Annotated in this window: 16 protein-coding genes; 9 read left to right on the top strand and 7 right to left on the bottom strand. The window is 61.2% G+C overall.

Going from position 1 to position 18,698, the window contains the following annotated elements:
* The first annotated feature begins 69 nt into the window (after positions 1 to 69).
* The gene (locus tag ABUK12_RS04710; RefSeq protein ID WP_410015192.1) at positions 70 to 972 is read left to right on the top strand and encodes a LysR family transcriptional regulator; all 903 of its coding nucleotides are present in this window, start codon (positions 70 to 72) and stop codon (positions 970 to 972) included.
* A 1,225-nt stretch (positions 973 to 2,197) separates the two neighbouring features.
* On the opposite strand, the gene fabI is transcribed toward ABUK12_RS04710, so the two are convergent.
* From fabI to pspF, 7 genes are all read right to left on the bottom strand, one after another.
* Positions 2,198 to 2,986, bottom strand: coding sequence for an enoyl-ACP reductase FabI (fabI, locus tag ABUK12_RS04705; protein ID WP_410015191.1), 789 nt, complete (start codon positions 2,984 to 2,986; stop codon positions 2,198 to 2,200).
* Between the two features lie 183 nt (positions 2,987 to 3,169).
* Positions 3,170 to 3,982: a putrescine export ABC transporter ATP-binding protein SapF gene (gene sapF / locus ABUK12_RS04700; RefSeq protein WP_410015190.1), complete on the bottom strand. Its 813-nt coding sequence runs from the start codon at positions 3,980 to 3,982 to the stop codon at positions 3,170 to 3,172.
* A gap of 2 nt (positions 3,983 to 3,984) precedes the next feature.
* Positions 3,985 to 4,977, bottom strand: a complete 993-nt coding sequence (sapD, locus tag ABUK12_RS04695; RefSeq protein WP_410015189.1) for a putrescine export ABC transporter ATP-binding protein SapD — start codon at positions 4,975 to 4,977, stop codon at positions 3,985 to 3,987.
* A complete protein-coding gene (gene sapC, locus ABUK12_RS04690) occupies positions 4,977 to 5,867 on the bottom strand; it encodes a putrescine export ABC transporter permease SapC (RefSeq protein ID WP_410015188.1) in 891 nt (296 codons plus the stop codon). Before sapC ends, sapD begins: the two co-directional genes overlap by 1 nt.
* Positions 5,854 to 6,819 (bottom strand): putrescine export ABC transporter permease SapB, encoded by a 966-nt coding sequence (gene sapB / locus ABUK12_RS04685; RefSeq protein ID WP_410015187.1) that lies wholly within the window; start codon positions 6,817 to 6,819, stop codon positions 5,854 to 5,856. The genes sapC and sapB overlap by 14 nt, the downstream gene beginning before the upstream one ends.
* Positions 6,816 to 8,435 carry an ABC transporter substrate-binding protein SapA gene (gene sapA, locus ABUK12_RS04680; RefSeq protein WP_410016552.1) on the bottom strand — a complete coding sequence of 540 codons (1,620 nt, stop codon included), beginning with the start codon at positions 8,433 to 8,435 and terminating at the stop codon, positions 6,816 to 6,818. The genes sapB and sapA overlap by 4 nt, the downstream gene beginning before the upstream one ends.
* 386 nt (positions 8,436 to 8,821) lie before the next feature.
* Positions 8,822 to 9,817 carry a phage shock protein operon transcriptional activator gene (gene pspF / locus ABUK12_RS04675; RefSeq protein ID WP_410015186.1) on the bottom strand — a complete coding sequence of 332 codons (996 nt, stop codon included), beginning with the start codon at positions 9,815 to 9,817 and terminating at the stop codon, positions 8,822 to 8,824.
* A gap of 184 nt (positions 9,818 to 10,001) precedes the next feature.
* Here pspF and pspA point away from each other — a divergent pair, with 184 nt between their 5' ends.
* The 8 genes from pspA to ycjG all read left to right on the top strand — a co-directional run bounded on the left by pspA (position 10,002) and on the right by ycjG (position 17,739).
* Complete coding sequence (gene pspA / locus ABUK12_RS04670) at positions 10,002 to 10,667, top strand: phage shock protein PspA (protein ID WP_410015185.1); 666 nt, start codon at positions 10,002 to 10,004, stop codon at positions 10,665 to 10,667.
* 33 nt (positions 10,668 to 10,700) lie between these two features.
* A complete protein-coding gene (gene pspB / locus ABUK12_RS04665) occupies positions 10,701 to 10,922 on the top strand; it encodes an envelope stress response membrane protein PspB (RefSeq protein WP_410016551.1) in 222 nt (73 codons plus the stop codon).
* Between the two features lies 1 nt (position 10,923).
* A complete protein-coding gene (gene pspC / locus ABUK12_RS04660) occupies positions 10,924 to 11,283 on the top strand; it encodes an envelope stress response membrane protein PspC (protein WP_410015184.1) in 360 nt (119 codons plus the stop codon).
* 157 nt (positions 11,284 to 11,440) lie between these two features.
* Positions 11,441 to 12,352, top strand: coding sequence for an SDR family oxidoreductase (locus tag ABUK12_RS04655; protein ID WP_410015183.1), 912 nt, complete (start codon positions 11,441 to 11,443; stop codon positions 12,350 to 12,352).
* 150 nt (positions 12,353 to 12,502) lie between these two features.
* On the top strand, positions 12,503 to 13,900 hold the full coding sequence (locus tag ABUK12_RS04650) for a YcjX family protein (RefSeq protein ID WP_410015182.1): 1,398 nt from the start codon (positions 12,503 to 12,505) through the stop codon (positions 13,898 to 13,900).
* Entirely contained in the window at positions 13,897 to 14,964 is a 1,068-nt protein-coding gene (locus ABUK12_RS04645; RefSeq protein ID WP_410015181.1) for a YcjF family protein, read from the top strand. Before ABUK12_RS04650 ends, ABUK12_RS04645 begins: the two co-directional genes overlap by 4 nt.
* Before the next feature lie 139 nt (positions 14,965 to 15,103).
* Complete coding sequence (gene tyrR, locus ABUK12_RS04640) at positions 15,104 to 16,675, top strand: transcriptional regulator TyrR (protein ID WP_410015180.1); 1,572 nt, start codon at positions 15,104 to 15,106, stop codon at positions 16,673 to 16,675.
* Positions 16,676 to 16,770: 95 nt separating this feature from the next.
* Positions 16,771 to 17,739 (top strand): L-Ala-D/L-Glu epimerase, encoded by a 969-nt coding sequence (gene ycjG, locus ABUK12_RS04635; RefSeq protein ID WP_410015179.1) that lies wholly within the window; start codon positions 16,771 to 16,773, stop codon positions 17,737 to 17,739.
* Positions 17,740 to 18,698 lie beyond the last annotated feature (959 nt).

Here is an 18,698-nt window from a genome sequence, read left to right as displayed (position 1 = left end):
CCTGTTCCGGCATGGCATCGGGCGCGATGATGTTATACTGTTTTCCTGCGCCCCCGCCAGTCAGAATCTATGGATATTAAACAGCTTATCTATTTATGTAACCTTGAGCGTGAACGCCATTTCGGCCGCGCCGCCGAGGCCAGTTTTGTCAGCCAGCCCACGCTGTCCGCCCGTCTGAAAAATCTGGAGCGTGAATTGGGCGTGGCCCTGATCCACCGCGGCAACAGTTTTCAGGGCTTTACCGCCGAGGGGGAGCGGGTGCTGACATGGGCGCGGGAAATCGTGTCGGTGTACCAGGGGCTGAAGCTGGACGTGGAGTCTCTTAAGCAGGGGCTGGAGGGGACGTTGCGTATCGGTATCGTGCCGCAGTGCGGTATTCCGCTGGCGCAGCTGCTGTATGATGCGCGTCTGAAGTATCCCGCGCTGGAGTTCCAGGTGACGGTGCTGAGCGCCGATCCGTTGCTGGAGGCGCTGACCAATCATAGCGTGGATATTGGGATCGGTTTTTTTGAACTGGGGCTGCTGGCCGAGCTGCATTATCAGGTGGCCGCCATTGCCGATCGCGGCGTTGAGCTGGTATTCCATCCACGGCATTTTCCGCAGTTGGCCGAGGGGCGTACCCTGACGCTTGCGGAGGTGGCGGCGTTGCCATTGTGTTTGGCCGAGCCGAGTCGTTATTTCCGGCGTTATCTTGACGAGCATTTTCGCGCCGGCGGGCTGCGGCCGCATATCCGGCTGGAGAGCGCGTCGATTTTCCAGTTGTTGCAGGGGGTGTTCGCCGGCTTGGGCTGCGGGATGATGCCGCGCGGGCATTTGTTGCCGGGGATGACGCCTGAGTTGCGTTCGGCCCTGATAAGCCTGCCGGCGATGAAGCGCCAGAGCGCGATTGTGATTACGGAGGCCGGGCGGGCGACGCCGCTGGCGAGGACGTTGTTTGAATTTGCGCGGGAATGGCTGGCGCAACGCAATTAGGGCACGGTGGTGGGGGTGTCGCTGGCGGCTTACGGCCGGGCTTTATGGTAGTCAGGGGAGGATTTCGCTTGCCATGCGTTCGGTTGATCTATATATCGCCGGGTGCCGGCAAGCGACAAAAAGGGTGGTGCGCGCCACCCTTTTTGATTTCCCCGCGTCCGGCAGATCGTGCGCCGCTGCGCGGTCCCCGGCAGCGCCGTATCCCGGCTATTGGACCGCCCGGTAGCGCTCCCGGCGCAACCGGGCTTTCGCCGCTCCCGGCGGCTTATCCAGCCGAGATGTGCGCTGTCGGCGCACTCTATGCCGGCACAACGTCAACACCATCGCCTGTTGGCAAAATAGCGCTTTGAGGTTATATGGGTTATGCACCTACCGGGAAAAAACAGTTCTGATTTTACCCAATCGCCATGGGCAGGATATTAATTCCCAACGGCTAAATGCCAATATCCAACAGCTAAGAACTAAGAACTAAGAGGTGGGTGCTGAGTGCTATGAGGTGAATATTTATGTCTCACTTGTGGGCCTGATATTTCGCTATGCCAATGGCCTTTCATAATAGTTAACCGTATCTTGACGCCCGATCCGATCCTAAGCAACAGCGCTGCTATCGCTTCTTAATGTGCATTGCCAACAGCGACGCAGGTCCCGGCATAAAGCGCGCTGACGTTGCCTATGACCCCGGCATGAGCCGCCGGGAGCGGCGAAAGGCCCGGTTGCGCTGGGAGCGCAAACCGGGCCGGTGCATAACGGGGGCATGGGTGACGGAAGGCATCGCGCAGCGACGCGCGACCTACCGGGCGCGCGGAGGTCAAGGAGGCCGTCGCGAAACGGCCGCCTTGTCGCTTGCCGGCACCCGGCGTTACATATACAGCTCAACGCATGGCAAGCGAAACCCTCGCCGGGGCGACATAAACCTTACAAGCACGCCGTCCGCGAAACCCTCGCCGGGGCGACATAAACCTTACAAGCACGCCGTCCGCGAAACCCTCGCCGGGGCGACATAAACCTTACAAGCACGCCGTCCGCGAAACCCTCGCCGGGGCGACATAAACCTTACAAGCACGCCGTCCGCGAAACCCTCGCCGGGGCGACATAAACCTTACAAGCACGCCGCCCGCGAAACCCTCGCCGGGGCGACATAAACCTTACAAGCACGCCGCCCGCGACCCCTCGCACGAGGCGACACAAACCTTACGGCATGCCATGCCATAGAATGGGCCTGGTTTTATTCGGCGTCGAGTTCGCCCATGGCGGCGATGCTGAAACCGCCGTCCACGTGGATCACTTCACCGGTGATGCCTGAGGAGAGATCGGAGCACAGGAACGCGGCGGTATTGCCCACGTCCTCAATGGTGACCACGCGGCGGATCGGCGTGACCGATTCGCAGTGGGCCAGCATTTTCTTGAAGTTTTTAATGCCGGATGCCGCGAGGGTGCGGATGGGGCCGGCGGATATGGCGTTGACGCGGATGCCCTGCGGGCCCATGGCATTGGCCATATAACGGGTGTTGGCTTCCAGGGATGCCTTGGCCAGTCCCATGACGTTATAGTTAGGAATGGCGCGTTCGGCACCCAGGTAGGTGAGGGTCACCAGCGCGGAATTCGGGTTCAGCATAGGGCGGCAGGCTTTCGCCATGGCGACAAAGCTGTAGGAACTGATATCGTGGGCAATGGCGAAGCCTTCGCGGGTGACGGCGTTGACATAGTCGCCGTCCAGCTGGTCGCCGGGGGCAAAGGCGATGGCGTGCACAAAACCGTCAAAATTTGGCCATACGTTGGCCAGCTCGGCAAACAGCGCCTCGATGCTGGCGTCTTCGGCCACGTCGCAGGGCAGTACGATGCTGGAGCCGAGTTCGGCGGCAAAACCTTCCACCCGCGACTTCAGCTTGTCGTTCTGGTAAGTGAACGCCAGTTCGGCGCCTTCACGGTGCATCGCCTGAGCGATACCGAATGCGATAGAACGGGTGCTGGCCACGCCAGTGACCAGAATGCGCTTACCGGTAAGAAAACCCATAGCATTAATCCTTGTGATCATTATTACATGCGCGCGCCGCGTCTGTATGGCATGACGCCGGCGACGCTGCGTTTCGACGTTGATAAACCGGCGAAGTGTAACATATATCGCCGGGGGAGGTGTAGACCCCGCCGGTGCCAGCGTGACGTGACGCGCCCCGGCGTGCGCAGGCCAGGTGCGCGATCAGGCGATAACCCCGTCGCGCCGCCAGGCGTCGGCGGTCAGCGCTTCGCCGAAATGGCTGGTTATCAGGCGTTTGGTCAGGTCATGGAGCGGCGCGGCCAAAACATCGGCGGTATTGCCGCGTTCCACCACCTCGCCGTTTTGCATCACCATAATCTGGTCGCTGATATGCTTCATCATACCCAGATGCTGGGTAACATAAATATAGGCGATGCCGTGTTTGGCCTGCAGTTCCAGCATCAGGTTGATGATTTGCGAGCGCATCGACATATCAAGCGAAGCCAGGGCCTCGTCCGCCACGATAACCTTAGGCTGCAGGATCAGCGCCCGCGCCAGGCCAACGCGCTGTTTTTGCCCCGGCGCCAGCATATGCGGGTAATAAAACGCGTGATCGGGACGCAGACCAACCTGGCGCAGGGTTTTGTCTATGGCGCGCTCGCGCTCGGACGCGGGCAGATCGGTATTCAGCCGCAGCGGCACGTCAAGCAGTTGCCCGATGCGCTGCCGGGGGTTGAGGGCGTTGCTGGCGTCCTGGAAAATCATACGGATGCGTTGGCTGCGGTAGCGGTAATCGCCGAAGGTCAGGGGGTGATCGTCGATAAACAGCTCGCCGGCGGTGGGCGCCAGCGTGCCGGCCAGCATTTTGGCAAGCGTCGATTTTCCGGAGCCGTTTTCGCCGATAATCGCCAGCGTCTGGCCCTCGCGCAGGATAAAGCTGATGGGTTTAACCGCCTCGACCTGATGGCGGGTAAAGAGTCCGGTGCGATAGCGGAAGGTTTTAGTCAGGTTGCGCGCTTCCAGCAGGGTTTCCATGCTTATTGCCCCTCCATGTTGAGCGGAAAATGGCAGGCGAACCAATGGTTTTTCACCGGCACCAGGGGTGGCATCTGGATACAGGTTTTCTGGGCGTAGGGACAGCGCGGCCCCAGGCGGCAGCCGATGGGCAGGTTTTCCAGGGACGGTATGCCGCCGGGCAGGGTGTTCAGCCGGCTTTTAGGCGGCATGGAGCGGCCGAAATCGGGGATGGCGCGCATCAGCGCCTGGGTATAGGGATGATGCGGCGCGGCGATCAGCTCCTCGCAGGTGGCGCTTTCCACCGTCTGGCCGCAGTACAGCACGTTGATCCGGTTGGCCCATTTGCTCATCATCTGAATATCATGGCTTATCAGCAGGATGGTGGTGTTGTTATTCTGGTTCAGCCCCGCCAGCAGGCGGAATATCTGCGCCTGGGTGGTGGGCTCCATGGCGTTGGTCGGTTCGTCGGCAATCAGCAGCCTGGGCTGGTTGGCCAGGGCGATGGCAATCATGACCTTCTGGCATTCCCCCTCCGTCAGCTCGTAGGGGTAGCTGCCCATGATATCCTTGTGATCCTTGATGCCGACCCGGTGCAGCAGCTCGATGGCGCGGCGTTTGCGCCAGCCGGGCCGTCGCCACCAGGTGCCTTTATAGGTCCAGCCCGGCACGGCCTGGCTCAGCTGGCGGCCGATGGTTTCCGAGGGGTCGAGACAGGACTGCGGCTCCTGGAAAATCATCGAGACGTTATGTCCGACCAGCCGCCGGCGCTGGCGCGGCGTCAACTGCAGCAGGTCGATATCGTCAAAACGGAACCGGTCCGCCGTGACGCGCCAGTTATCCTTGGTGACGCCGCAGATGGCTTTGGCAATCAGGCTCTTGCCGGAGCCGGACTCGCCCACCAGGCCGCGCACCTCGCCCTCCGTCAGGGTAAAACTCACCCGGTCGACGGCTTTGACCGGCCCTTCGGCGGTCATGAATTCAATGGTTAAATTACGGATATCCAGTAACGGCATTATTCCACCCCCGAGATCATGGCGCGGCGCAGACCGTCGCCCACGATATTGACGATCAGCACGCTGGCCATGATGGCGCCGCCCGGCAGCATCACCGTCCAGGGGGCGACATAGACCAGTTCCAGGGTATCGCCCATCATCGCGCCCCATTCCGGGGAGGGCAGTTGGGCGCCGAGGTCGAGAAATCCCAGCGCGGCGATATCGAGTATCGCCATCGACAGGCAGCGGGTAAATTCAGATACCAGGACGCTGGCGATATTCGGCAGCACCGCGTAGCGCAGGATATGCATCATCGACGCGCCGTCGATGCGCACCGCCAGCACGTACTCCTTGTCCAGTTCGTCATGCACCGCGTCATAGACCGTGCGCACGACGCGCGGCAACAGGGCCAGCCATACCGCCAGCATCGCATGCTCCAGCCTGGGGCCGAGAAACGCCACCACCACGATGGCCAGCAGCAGCGAAGGAATCGACAGCAGGGTGTCCAGCACATGATTGAGCACCGCCGAGCGCAGGCCGCGGGTGATGCCCGCCAGCACGCCGAGCGTGACGCCAAATACCGAGGCGGCGATGGTCACCACCAGCGCCGAGCCGAAGGTGGGCGCGGTGCCGGTCAGCAGACGGCTTAGCACGTCGCGCCCCAGGTCATCGGTGCCGAGGAAAAACGACACATCGCCATAACGCGACCAGGACGGCGGCAGCAGTTGGTAGCCGAGAAACTGCTGATCGAGCGCGTAGGGCGCCGCCACCGTACCAAACAGGCATAATAACAGCAGGGCGAGAAACCCATAGAAGCCGATCATCGACAGGGCGTCATGATAAAATATGCGCCAGATATGGCGCAGCGGGCTGGGCATGCGTTTTTCGCGGTAAATATTATCTGAGAGCATACCATTCCTTATGGCGCAGCGGGTTCGCCAGCGCGCCTACCACGTCGGCCAGCACATTGACGCAGATAACCAGCGTCCCCACCACCATCACCCCGGCCGAGATGGCGGCGTAATCCTGCTGGCGGATGGCGTTGACCAGCCAGCGCCCAAGACCCGGCCAGCTGAATACCACCTCGGTTATCATCGCCAGGGTCAGCATGGTGGAAAACTGCAGGCCCAGCTTGGGAATAATCGGCGGCAGCGCGTTATGCAGGACGTGGCGGCGAATAATGGTGAACAGGGTCAGCCCGCGGGTCGCCGCCGCTTTGACATAATTGCTGCCGAACACGTCGGCGGTGCTGACCCGCATCAGCCGGATGACCTCGGTGGTGGGCGCCACCGCCAGGGCGGTGATAGGCAAGACCATGTGCCGCAGGGCGCTGGTCAGCATTTCATGGCGGTAGGGGGAATCGGACAGCCACGCGTCGAGCAGGGCGAAACCGGTGACCGGCCTGACCTGGTAAAGCAGGTCGTAACGCCCGGAAACCGGCAGCCAGCCAAGGTGCAGGGCAAAAAACAGCGTCAGCAGCAGGGCCAGCCAGAACACCGGCATCGACAGACCCAGGAGCGCGAAAACGCTGATGCCCGCATCCTGCCATTTATTACGCGTTACGCCGGCGATAATGCCGAGCGGAATACCCACCATCAGCGCCAGGATAAACGCCAGGATGCACAGCTCAAGCGTCGCCGGGAACACGTCGCGCAGCTGTTCGCCGATGGGCTGGCCGTTAATGCTCGACACGCCGAAATTCCCGTGCAGCAGGCTGTTGAAATAATAGAGGTAGGCGTCGGTCAGCGCCGCGCCGCCGAGCGGCGCGTGCGGGGTAAAATAGCTCAGGCTGAAGGCGACCAGCGTCAGCAGGATCAGGGTGATCAGCAGCAGCACCAGCCGGCGCAGGGTAAAGATAATCATGGTTTCTTTTCCTCGTTATCTTCCCGGTATACGCCGGCAAAGGAAGCGTTGCCGAAGGGGCTGAGCACCAGTCCCTTGATATCATAGCGATAAGCCTGCAGGCGTAGTGAAGACGCCAGCGGCAGCACCGGCAGCTCCTGCTCCAGCATTTTCTGCACGTTGCGATAGGTGTCCATCCGTCCCGACAGTTGCTGCGACAGCAGCGCCGCGCGCAGCAAATTATCAAACTGCGGCTGGCACCAGTGCGCGTAGTTGGTTTGGGAGCGAATGGCGGCGCAACTGAGCAGCGGTCGGAAGAAACTGTCCGGATCGTTACTGTCGGTAGACCAGCCGGCCAGGGTCAGGTCATGATTGTTGGCCATCAGCCGCGCTTCCTGGAACCGGCCCTCCACCGGCACGATGGTAAGCGTAATGCCTACCTGCGCCAAATCGGCCTGGATCAGCTCGGCGGTTTTCAGCGGACTGGGGTTATAGGACTGCGAGGCGGTCGGCACCCATAAACTCATCTCCAGGCGCTCTTTGCCCAGGGAGCGCAGGATCGCGCGCGCCTTATCCGGGTCATATTCAGTCACCTTGGCATCGTTGTCGTAAGCCCAGGAGGCGCGGGGCAAAATCGAGGCCGCGGTCTCCGCGGTGCCGTAATAAATCGATTGCATCAGGCGCTGGTTGTTGATGGACAGCGCGATGGCATGGCGCACCCGCGCATCGTCCAGCGGCGGTTTGGCGGTGTTGAACGCCAGGTAGGCGATATTCATCCCCGGGCGCAGCGTCAGGCGCAGGCGCGGATCGTCGCGCAGGATGGTCAGCTGGCTGGCGGCCGGATACGCCAGCACGTCGCATTCGCCGGTTAACAGTTTAGACAACCGGCCGATGCCGCCGGCCCCCAGGTCGATGACCACCTGCGCCATGCGCGGCAGCCCTTTCCAATAATGGTCGTTGCGTACCAGGCGGATATACTGGCCCGCCCGGTATTCGTTCAGCATAAAAGGACCGGTGCCCACCGGCTGGCGGTCGATTTGCTCCTGGCGGCCGGCTTTGCTCAGCTGTTCGGCGTACTCCTGTGACAGCACCGGGGCGTAGTGGGTGGCGATATGCCACAGAAACGAGGCGTCCGGCGCGTTCAGGCGGAACTCCACCGTATCGTTATCCAGCTTCACCACGCTGTGCACCGAGTCGGGGAACTGCAGGCTGTCGAAGTAGGGATAAGCGCCGCCGTTGATGTCATGATAAGGATGGCGCTGGTCGAACATGCGCGCAAAGCTGAATACCACGTCGTCGGCGTTCAGCACGCGGGTCGGGGTAAACCAGGCGGTATGCTGGAAGGGCACGTTTTTGCGCAGGTGGAAGCGATAGGTGGCGCCGTTATCCAGCACTTCCCAGCTTTGCGCCAGCTCCGGTATCAGCCGGTAGGTGTAGGGGTCCACGGCCAGCAGGCGATCGTAGAGCTGGGCGGAAAGGGTATCCACCGTTAATCCGCTGCTGGCCATCTGGGGATTAAAGGTGTTCAGCAGTCCGTTGACGCAATAAACAAAACCGCTCTGACGTATATCCGGCGGCGCCGCCGCGGCGAACTGGCCGCCCAGCGTCAATAAGAGCGCCCACGGCAGTAACCGCAGGGACACCCTATGCCGGCGCCACGCGCGCCGCCATGCCGGCACAAAACACGCCTGCCAGGAAAACCATTTAATTCGCATATACGACTTACATCTCATGGGGCAATGATCCCAGTTTACCTTACTCTGCCTTGACACCCAATTCATGGCGCGAATATAGCTGACGCAACGGGTTAAAAAGCGCCAAGGCGGCGAAAAGAACCCCAATAATAGTATGGTAATGAGAATAATTATCAACAAAATGCTTTACAGACGATAGTGATAACTATTATCATCGTTTTGCTGTCAACCGACAGGCCTCGTTTGCCGGTTGTCAGCACGACATTGCTCACATTGCTTCCAGTATTATTTTAGCCAGCTTGGGTGCTGGCTTTTTTTTTGCCTGATCGTTACTCCCCGCCGCCCACCCTGATACCGTGTTTTTTCATCATGCCGCGCAGCTGGTGATAGGTCAGCGCCAGCAGGTCCGCTGCCTGGCGCTGGTTATAACGGGCTTGCGCCAGGGCGCGCTCCACCCATAGTCGCTCCTGCTGATCCAGGGTGCGCTTCAAATCCAGCGGCAGGGACGCCGGTTCGTCCGCCGCCGGGACGGCCGTCTCCGCCGGCGGCGTTACCGACGCAAACGGATCCAGCAGGATGGCGTCCAGCGGCCGTTCGGTGGTGTCATGGCGGTAAATAGATCGCTCGACGACGTTTTTCAGTTCGCGCACATTGCCCGGCCAGCCATAATCCAGCAGGGTGCGGCGCGCACGGGCGGTAAAGCCGGGGAACAGGGGCAGCCCTATTTCCCGGCACATCTGGATGGCGAAATGCTCGGCCATCACCATGATATCCTGCGGCCGTTCGCGCAGCGGGGGCAGCGCCACCACGTCGAACGCCAGCCTGTCCAGCAGATCGGCGCGAAAGCCGCCCGTTTTCGCCAGGCGGGGCAGGTCGGCGTTGGTGGCGCAGACCAGCCGCACATCCACCTGCAGCGGCCGGCTGCCGCCGACGCGTTCCAGCTCGCCGTATTCAATCACCCGCAGCAATTTTTCCTGCACCATCATGGGCGCGGTGGCCAGTTCATCAAGAAACAGGGTACCGCCGTCGGCGCGTTCAAAACGCCCCTGGTGACGTTTTTGCGCGCCGGTAAACGCCCCGGCTTCATGGCCGAATAATTCCGAATCCAGCAGGTTTTCATTGAGCGCGGCGCAGTTCAGGGAGATAAACGGGCCTTGCCAGCGCGGCGACAGGTAGTGCAGCCGCCGGGCAATCAGCTCTTTGCCGGTGCCCCGTTCGCCTATCACCAGCACCGGCTTGGTCAGGCGCGCCAAGCGGGACACCTGCTCCAGCACCTCGAGGAAATTATTGGATTGCCCCAGCAGATTATCATGGGTCTCGGTCATGGTTAATTTCGCCAATAATTGGTAATAATATTCACTATAACTGACGCATCGGCGCCGTCAATTTTAAAAGTTATTTTAAATCAATAAATTAAATTATCAGCGCTCTTGGCACGGTAATTGTAATGATAGGGTGGTGAAGGATGACGACATCTTTCGGCCATGACTGTTTATAGAGGATCAAGCTATGGGTATTTTTTCTCGTTTTACCGATATTGTGAATGCCAACATCAACGCACTGTTGGATAAAGCGGAAGATCCGGAAAAACTGGTGCGCCTGATGATCCAGGAAATGGAAGACACCCTGGTCGAGGTACGCACCACTTCCGCTCAGGCGCTGGCGGAAAAGAAACAATTGCTGCGGCGCATCGACCAGGCTGAAACCCAGCAGGCCGACTGGCAGGGCAAAGCCGAGCTTGCGCTGGCCAAAGACAAAGAAGATCTGGCGCGCGCCGCGCTGATGGAAAAACAGCGCCTGACGACCATTATCGACACCCTGCGCCAGGATGTTGCGGTTATCGAGGAAACCCTCGATCGCATGAAACGCGAAATCGGCGAGCTGGAAAATAAGCTCGCGGAAACCCGCGCCCGCCAGAAAACCCTGACCCTGCGCCACCAGGCCGCGGCCTCGTCGCGCGATATCCGCCGCCAGCTGGACAGCGGCAAGATTGATGAGGCCATGGCCCGCTTCGAGCAGTTTGAGCGGCGCATCGATCATATGGAAGCGGAAGCGGAAAGCGTCGGTTTCGGCAAGCAGAAATCGCTGGACCAACAGTTCGCCGAATTGCGGGCGGATGATGAAATCAGCGCCCAGCTGGCGGCGCTGAAGGCCAAAATGAACCAAAGCGAATAATAAAAGCCACTTAAAGGAGCCATCATGGAAGCCGTGTCGATTGTGCTTGCCATTCCGCTGACCATTTTCATCCTGTTCGTGGCGCCGATATGGCTGTGGCTGCATTACAACAGCCGCCGCAGGCAGGGTTCGGCATTGCAGGCGCAGGACAGCCGCCGCCTGGCCGAACTCAACGCACAGGCGGCGCGCATGCAGGCGCGCATCCGGGCGCTGGAAGATATACTGGATGCCGAACACCCCAACTGGAGGCAATGATATGGCTCAACCTTTTAAACAGCCGCTTTACCTCAGGCCGGAAGAAGGCATGTTCAAAGGCGTCTGCGCCGGGGTGGCGCATTATCTGGACGTACCGGTGAAACTGGTGCGTATTATCGTGGTGCTGTCGATGTTCTTCGGCCTGTTTTTGCTGACCCTCGCCGCCTATGCCATCCTGGCCTACTGGCTCGAGCCGGCGCCGGCTGACGAAGCGCCGGCCGGCCGCTCGCGCATGCCGCCGGCCCAGCAGATCGAACTGCTGGAATTGCAGTTGCAGGACAGCGAGCAGCAACTGCGCGAGGTAGAGCGTTACGTCACCTCCGACACCTTCGGCGTGCGCAATCGCTTTCGCCAGCTGTAACGCCTTGCCGGCACTGTATGTCATGCCAAGGCGCGTAAGGGATGGCGTGCCGGGGGATACCGCGATCCTGTTACTCTTTATACTAGGATAAAGCCACTACTTTTATCGCCCGGACTTTAGGAGAATACTTGCTGCACGACCACACAGGAGGTATTTCATGCGCGTATTTCTCACTGGCGCGACCGGCTTTATCGGCGCGCGCATTGTACCCGAACTGCTGGCGGCCGGACATCATGTCCTCGGCTTGACAAGATCCGACGCCGGCGCCCAAGCCCTGGAGGCGGCCGGCGCGCAAGCCCATCGCGGCGCCCTGGAAGATCTCGACAGCCTGCGCGCCGGGGCAGCCGCGGCCGACGCCGTTATCCATACCGCATTCGATCATGATTTCGCCCACTTCGCGGCGAACTGCGAAAAGGACCGGCGTGCCATCGCCGCCTTGGGCTCCGCGCTTAAAGGCACCGATCGCCCCCTTATCATTACCTCCGGTACCGGCATGGGCGATGCCGGCCACGGCCAGCCCGCGACGGAGGATGTCTTTAACGCCAACCATCCCAATCCGCGCGTGGCGTCCGAGCTGGCGGGCCATGCGCTGCTCGAGGATGGGATAGACGTGCGCGTGGTGCGGCTTCCTCAGGTCCACGACACCGTTAAACAGGGGCTGATTACGCCCTTTATCGCCATCTCGCGTGAAAAGGGCGTGGCGGCCTATGTCGGCGACGGCGCCAACTGCTGGCCGGCGGCCCATGTGCTTGATGTGGCGAAGCTCTATGTGCTCGTCCTGGACAAGGGCAGCAGGGGCGCGCGTTATCATGCCGTGGCCGAGGAAGGGATACCGGCGCGCGACATCGCGCAATGCGTCGGCGCGGGGCTTGGCGTGCCGGTGGTTTCGCTGTCGGGCGGGGACGCGGCACCGCATTTCGGCTGGTTCGCCATGTTCGCCGGCATGGATCTGCGGGCTTCAGGCGTTTGGACGCGCCGGCAGCTCGGGTGGGAGCCGACCGGCCCGTCGCTTATGGCGGATTTGCAGCACATGGACTACTCGGTTGGCGCGGCGCCGGCCCGGGGGTGAGCTCGCCCGTCCGGCATCGGCGGCGGAAATTTGTTTGTTAGGCCATTGGGCGACATAATAGACTTCTTTCAACCAGGAGGAATATATGTTCGCTCAGGCCACGGTGCGGTTTTTTTGCTTTTTTTATGCCCCTTACCCATTGAAAGCGTTATGAGCCGGCTGCAAAACGATCTCGGCGCGTTGCTGAACCGCGGCATGGACCGCCATTTGCGCCTGGCGGTTACCGGACTGAGCCGCAGCGGCAAAACCGCGTTTATCACCTCCTTTGTCAATCAATTGCTGATGGTCAATAACGGCGCGCGCCTGCCGATGTTTTCGGCCGTGCGCGACGGCCGTTTGCTCGGGGCCAAGCGGGTGCCCCAGCGCCATTTGGGCATTTCGCGCTTTGCCTATGACGAGGGCATCGCCGCGTTGTACGGCACGCCGCCCGCCTGGCCGGTGCCGACGCGCGGCGTAAGCGAAATGCGCCTGGCGCTGCGCTATCGTTCACGCGATTCCCTCTGGCGCCATATCAAGGATACCGGCACGCTGTATCTGGAAATTGTCGATTACCCCGGCGAATGGCTGCTGGATTTGCCGATGCTGGAGCAGGACTTCCTGTCCTGGTCGCGGCAGATGCACGGCCTGCTGCAGGGCGATAGGGCGCAATGGGCGGCGCCGTGGCTGGCGAAGTGCGCCGCGCTTGACCCACTGGCGCCGGCCGATGAGCGCGCGCTGGCGGATATCGCCGGCGCCTATACCGATTACCTGCTGCACTGCAAGCGCCAGGGCCTGCACTTTATCCAGCCCGGGCGTTTTGTCCTGCCGGGCGATATGGCCGGCGCGCCGGCGCTGCAGTTTTTTCCCTGGCCCGATGTGACGGACGACGGCGAGGCACGGCTGGCACAGGCGGCAAAAACGTCCAATCTCGGCATGCTGCGCGCGCGATATCACTATTACTGCCAGGAAGTGGTCAAGGGCTTTTATAAGCAGCACTTTACCGGGTTCGATCGGCAAATCGTGCTGGTCGACTGCCTGCAGCCGCTAAACAGCGGCCCCCATGCCTTTAACGATATGCGCCTGGCCCTGACCCAATTGATGAGAAGCTTTCATTACGGCAAGCGCAGCCTGTACCGCCGTCTGTTTTCGCCTTGTATCGACAGGCTGATGTTTGCCGCCAGCAAGGCCGATCACGTCACCACCGATCAGCAGGCCAACCTGGTGTCGCTATTGCAGCAACTGGTACAGGACGCCTGGCAAAATGCCGCGTTCGAAGGCATCACCATGGACTGTGTGGGACTGGCCTCGGTGCAGGCCACGCAAAACGGCCTGGTCGATCATCAGGGCGGCGCCATTCCCGCCCTGAACGGACATCGTCTGGAGGACAACCAGCCGCTGACCTTTTATCCGGGCGACGTGCCGGCCCGTTTGCCGGGCGCCGCCTTCTGGCGCGAACAGGGATTCGCCTTCGAAAATTTCCGTCCGCGCGCCATGGACCCCGACCGGCCGCTGCCGCACATCCGCCTGGATGCGGTGATGGAGTTTTTATTGGGAGATAAACTACGATGAACGATCCCGTAAAGCCCCGTATCGATTTTCCACCACAGCCGGACAAGCCGCTGGCGCCGCCGGCGGAGCCCGCGCTGCGCACCAAGCTCACCTTTGAGCAATTACAGGATGCGCAGTTTCATCCGCTGACGCCGCCGGAGCAGGAGCAGGATGAGGAAGGGCGGGCGGAGCAACTGCTGGTCAACGCCCTGCGGCCGAAACGCAGTATCTGGCGCCGCATGGTCATTGCCGGCACCGGGCTGCTGGTCGTCAGCGCGGGGGCGCAGGGGGCGCTGTGGGCCGCGCGCGCCTGGCAGCAGCACGACTGGCTGGCGCTGGGCGGGCTGGGCGCCGGCGCCCTGTTTGTCCTGGCGGGCGCCGGGTCGCTGGCCACCGAATGGCGGCGGTTATATCGCCTGCGCCAACGGGCCGGGGAACGCGACCGGGCCGGGGAGCTGCTGCGCAGCCACGCGCTGGGCCAGGGTCGCGCGTTCTGCCTGCGCCTGGCCAGCCAGGCCGGAATTGACGATGCCCATCCTGCATTGCGGCGCTGGCAGGCGATGCTGCACGATACCCACAGCGATCGTGAAGTGGTTATGCTGTACGCCAAAATAGTGCAGCCGGTCATCGATGGCCGGGTGCGGGCGGAAATCAGCCGTTCCGCGGCCGAGTCCGCGCTGATGATCGCGGTCAGTCCGCTGGCCATCGTAGACATGGGGTTTATCGCCTGGCGCAATCTGCGGCTTATCAACCGGGTGGCGGCGCTGTATGGCATTGAAGTGGGGTATTTCAGCCGCATCCGGTTATTCCGGCTGGTATTGCTGAACATCGCCTTTGCCGGCGTCAGCGAATGGGTGCGCGAAGTGGGACTGGACTGGATGTCGCAGGACCTGACCGCGCGCCTCTCCGCCCGTGTTGCCCAGGGCATGGGCGCGGGCCTGCTGACCGCGCGCCTGGGCATCAAGGCCATGGAACTGTGTCGTCCGCTGCCCTGGATAGAGGGCGACAAACCGCGCCTGGGGGACTATAGGCGGGAAATTATCGGCCAGTTGAAAAGCCTGATGGAGCGTAAACCCGCCCCCTGATGCTCCCGTCCGCTGCGCCGTGGCCCGCGCCGGGCGGAAAATTTTCCATCCTGGCAACTTTTTGTGACAGATGACTTCATCCCGGACGCGTCGCCACGTATTATGTAGCCAATATTGTCATCACGGGTAAGAGGCGTACATGCGTTTGGAAGTTATTTGTCAGGACCGCCTCGGTCTGGCCAGGGAATTGCTGGATTTACTGGTAGCGCGCGGTATCGATTTGCGCGGTATTGAAATCGACCCCAGCGGGCGGATCCATCTTAATCTGACTACGCTTGAAATCGACACCTTTCGGGCGCTGATGGCGGAAATCCGCCGCATCCCCGGCGTCTGCGACGTGCATACCGTCGCGTTTATGCCCTCCGAGCGCGAGCACCGCGCGCTGGAAGCCATCCTGGCCGCCATGCCGGAGCCGGTGTTGTCCATCGACCTCAAAGGCCGGGTGGAACTGGCTAACCCGGCCACGCTGGCCCTGTTCGGCCAACGCGCCGATCAACTGCACCAACAGCCGGTAAACCAGCTGATCGGCGGTTTTAACGTCGTGCGCTGGCTTGAGAGCGGCCGGCAGGCCGCCGAAAGCCTGCGGGTGGTGATCCAGGGCCAGGACTATCTGCTGGAAATCACCCCCGTTCAGCTGACCGGCGAAGACGGACAGCCCGCCACGGTGGGCGGGGTGATATTGCTGAAATCCGCCGTGCGCATGGGACGCCAACTGCAGGAACACGCGCCGAACGATGATAGCGAATTCAGCCATATCATCGCCGTCAGCCAGGCCATGCGCCAAACCCTCGATCGCGCCAGACGGCTGGCGATGCTGGATGCGCCGCTGTTGATTACCGGCGAGACCGGCACCGGCAAGGATTTGCTGGCCCATGCCTGCCACCTGCGCAGCCGGCGCGGCAAACACCCGTTCCTGGCGCTGAACTGCGCCGCGTTGCCGGATGATGTGGCGGAGAGCGAATTATTCGGCCACGCCGCCGGCGCCTATCCCAACGCCCTTGAGGGCAAAAAAGGCTTTTTTGAACAGGCCGGCGGCGGCTCGGTCTTGCTCGACGAAATTGGCGAGATGTCGCCGAGCATGCAAAACAAACTGCTGCGCTTTCTTAATGACGGCACGTTCCGCCGCGTGGGCGAGGATCGTGAAATGCACGTGGATGTGCGCGTCTACTGCGCCACCCAGAAAAACCTGCTGGAACTGGTCCATAAAGGACAGTTTCGCGAAGATCTTTATTATCGCCTGAACGTGCTGACGCTCAGCCTGCCGCCGCTGCGCGACCGGCCGGACGATATCATGCCGCTGGCCGCGCTGTTTATCGCCCAGTTCTGCGATGAGCAGGGCATCCCCCGCCCGCGGGTCGCGCCCGACCTGGCCGCTATGCTTAACCGCTACGCCTGGCCGGGCAATGTACGCCAGCTGAAAAATGTTTTAACCCGCGCCATGGCCCAGCTGGACGGGGACGAACTGCGCGTCGCCGATATTGATCTGCCGGATTTCGACCTGACGCAGCCCATGGCGGAGGAAATCCTCGACGGGTCCCTGGATGAGATCAGCAAACGCTTCGAACGTTCCGTGCTGACCCGCCTTTACCGAACCTATCCCAGCACGCGCAAACTGGCCAAACGCCTGGGCGTTTCCCATACCGCCATTGCCAATAAGCTGCGCGAATACGGCCTTAGCGCCAAAAAATCCGGCGAAGAGGGCGAAGGCTGACGCCCGCGCCGCGCCGCGTAAATATCTTCATGACCTTGTGTTTGCCGGCAGGGTTGTTTAGTTTTGATTTATTATTGCTTATCTAAGGGGTCACAATGAGAGTAATGCGTTTCTATCCGGAGGCATGGCCGCTGCATACGCCGTTTGTTATTGCGCGCGGCAGCCGTACCGAAGCCCGGGTAGTGGTGGTGGAGATAGAACAGGACGGCGTCCGGGGCATTGGCGAATGCACGCCTTATCCCCGCTATGGCGAAACTGAGCAGTCGGTCATGGAACAGCTCGCCGCCGTGGTTCATCCGGTGGAACAGGATATCACCCGCGACGTATTACAGCAGCTGTTACCGGCCGGCGCGGCGCGCAACGCCGTCGATTGCGCGCTCTGGGACCTGGAACGCCAGCTGGCCGGCCAAACCCTGGCGCAAAGGGCGGGCGTGGCGCTGCCGGCAACCATCGCCATGGCGCAAACGCTGAGCATCAACGATCCGGAGCGCATGGCCGAGGCGGCGCTGGGTTACTGGCAGGCGGGGGCGCGGCTGCTGAAAATCAAACTTGACGACCGGCTTATCACCGAGCGCATGGTGGCCATCCGCGCCGCAGTGCCGGACGCCACGCTGATTGTTGACGCCAACGAAGCCTGGCAACCGGAAGGGCTGGCGTCCCGCTGCCAGCTGCTGGCGGATTTGGGCGTGGCCATGCTTGAACAGCCGCTGCCCGCAGAGCAGGATGCCGCGCTGCAGCATTTTATCCATCCGCTGCCCATCTGCGCCGACGAAAGCTGCCACACCCGCCAGCAGTTGCCCGCATTACGGGATAATTACGAGATGATCAATATCAAGCTGGATAAAACCGGCGGCCTTACTGAAGCCCTGCTGCTGGCGCAACAGGCACGGGAACAGGGTTTCGGCATTATGCTCGGCTGCATGCTGTGCACCTCGCGCGCTATCGCCGCCGCGCTGCCGCTGACGCCCGGGGCGCGGTTTATCGATCTCGACGGTCCGACCTGGCTGGCGCTGGATGCCGAACCGCACCTCAATTTCGGCTGCGGCTCCATCACCCTGGACTAAAATGGCTTCGTCTGCCGTCCGCCGCTTTTTTCGCCATAATTTGTAAGTGACCTCGCCAATCGTGGCGGGGGCGCTGGCGGCTGGCGGGGAGGCTTATTTTGTCGCGGCGGGGGCGCATTTGCGGATGGCAAAATGGCTTATGTGGCCGCGGCGGGGGTTTCATTTGCGGATGGCAAAATGGCCTATGTTGCCGCGGTGGGGGTTTCATATGCGGATGGCAAAACGGCTTATGTGGCCGCGGCAGGGGTTTCATTTGCGGATGGCAAAATGGCTTATGTGGCCGCGGTGGGGGGGGCATTTGCGGATGGCGAAATGGCTTATGTTGCCCCAGTGGGGGTTTCGCTTGCCGTGCGTGAGGTGTTCATATGTAGTGCCGGGCGCCGGCAAGCGACAAAGAGGCCGTACCGCGACGGCCTCCTTGACCTCCGCGCGTCCGGCAGATCGTGCGCCGCTGCGCGGTGCCCGGCATCACCCATCCCGGCTTGTGGACCGCCCGGTATGCGCTCCCGGCGCAAACCGGACTTTCGTCGCTCCCGGCGGCTCATCCAGCCGTGATGCGCGCTGCCGGCGCACTCTATGCCGGCACCACGTCAACACCATCGCCTGTGAGAATAACAGCGTTTTGGGGTTCCTAGCGGTATGCGATTACCGGAAAAATATCAGTATTGATTTTGCGCTAAAGTGTACAGCCTGATGGCTAATGGTTGAAAGCGTAATGCTTACTGTTAAAACTTAAGCTTAAAGTTGAATGATGACTGCAAGACTGCAAGACTGCAAGACTGCAAGACTGCAAGACTGCAAGACTGCAAGACTGCAAGACTGCAAGACTGCAAGACTGCAAGACTGCAAGACTGCAAGACTGCAAGACTGCAAGACTGCAAGACTGCATGACTGCATGACTGCATGACTGCATGACTGCATGACTGCATGTCCAACATTTCGTTGTGTCAGCTGCATTC

The organism is Sodalis sp. C49, from assembly GCF_046352915.1.
In the GTDB taxonomy this organism is placed as follows: Bacteria; Pseudomonadota; Gammaproteobacteria; order Enterobacterales; family Enterobacteriaceae; genus Acerihabitans.
Note: the sequence above shows the minus strand (reverse complement) of the source record. Positions and strands in the feature narration are given on the sequence as shown.

What these genes read in the sequence shown, in the direction of transcription:
- ABUK12_RS04710 (WP_410015192.1), top strand. Translation starts at nt 70, where the DNA reads ATGGATATTAAACAGCTTATCTATTTATGTAACCTTGAGCGTGAACGC.
- fabI (WP_410015191.1), bottom strand. Translation starts at nt 2,986, where the DNA reads ATGGGTTTTCTTACCGGTAAGCGCATTCTGGTCACTGGCGTGGCCAGC.
- sapF (WP_410015190.1), bottom strand. Translation starts at nt 3,982, where the DNA reads ATGGAAACCCTGCTGGAAGCGCGCAACCTGACTAAAACCTTCCGCTAT.
- sapD (WP_410015189.1), bottom strand. Translation starts at nt 4,977, where the DNA reads ATGCCGTTACTGGATATCCGTAATTTAACCATTGAATTCATGACCGCC.
- sapC (WP_410015188.1), bottom strand. Translation starts at nt 5,867, where the DNA reads ATGCTCTCAGATAATATTTACCGCGAAAAACGCATGCCCAGCCCGCTG.
- sapB (WP_410015187.1), bottom strand. Translation starts at nt 6,819, where the DNA reads ATGATTATCTTTACCCTGCGCCGGCTGGTGCTGCTGCTGATCACCCTG.
- pspF (WP_410015186.1), bottom strand. Translation starts at nt 9,817, where the DNA reads ATGACCGAGACCCATGATAATCTGCTGGGGCAATCCAATAATTTCCTC.
- pspA (WP_410015185.1), top strand. Translation starts at nt 10,002, where the DNA reads ATGGGTATTTTTTCTCGTTTTACCGATATTGTGAATGCCAACATCAAC.
- pspC (WP_410015184.1), top strand. Translation starts at nt 10,924, where the DNA reads ATGGCTCAACCTTTTAAACAGCCGCTTTACCTCAGGCCGGAAGAAGGC.
- ABUK12_RS04655 (WP_410015183.1), top strand. Translation starts at nt 11,441, where the DNA reads ATGCGCGTATTTCTCACTGGCGCGACCGGCTTTATCGGCGCGCGCATT.
- ABUK12_RS04650 (WP_410015182.1), top strand. Translation starts at nt 12,503, where the DNA reads ATGAGCCGGCTGCAAAACGATCTCGGCGCGTTGCTGAACCGCGGCATG.
- ABUK12_RS04645 (WP_410015181.1), top strand. Translation starts at nt 13,897, where the DNA reads ATGAACGATCCCGTAAAGCCCCGTATCGATTTTCCACCACAGCCGGAC.
- tyrR (WP_410015180.1), top strand. Translation starts at nt 15,104, where the DNA reads ATGCGTTTGGAAGTTATTTGTCAGGACCGCCTCGGTCTGGCCAGGGAA.
- ycjG (WP_410015179.1), top strand. Translation starts at nt 16,771, where the DNA reads ATGAGAGTAATGCGTTTCTATCCGGAGGCATGGCCGCTGCATACGCCG.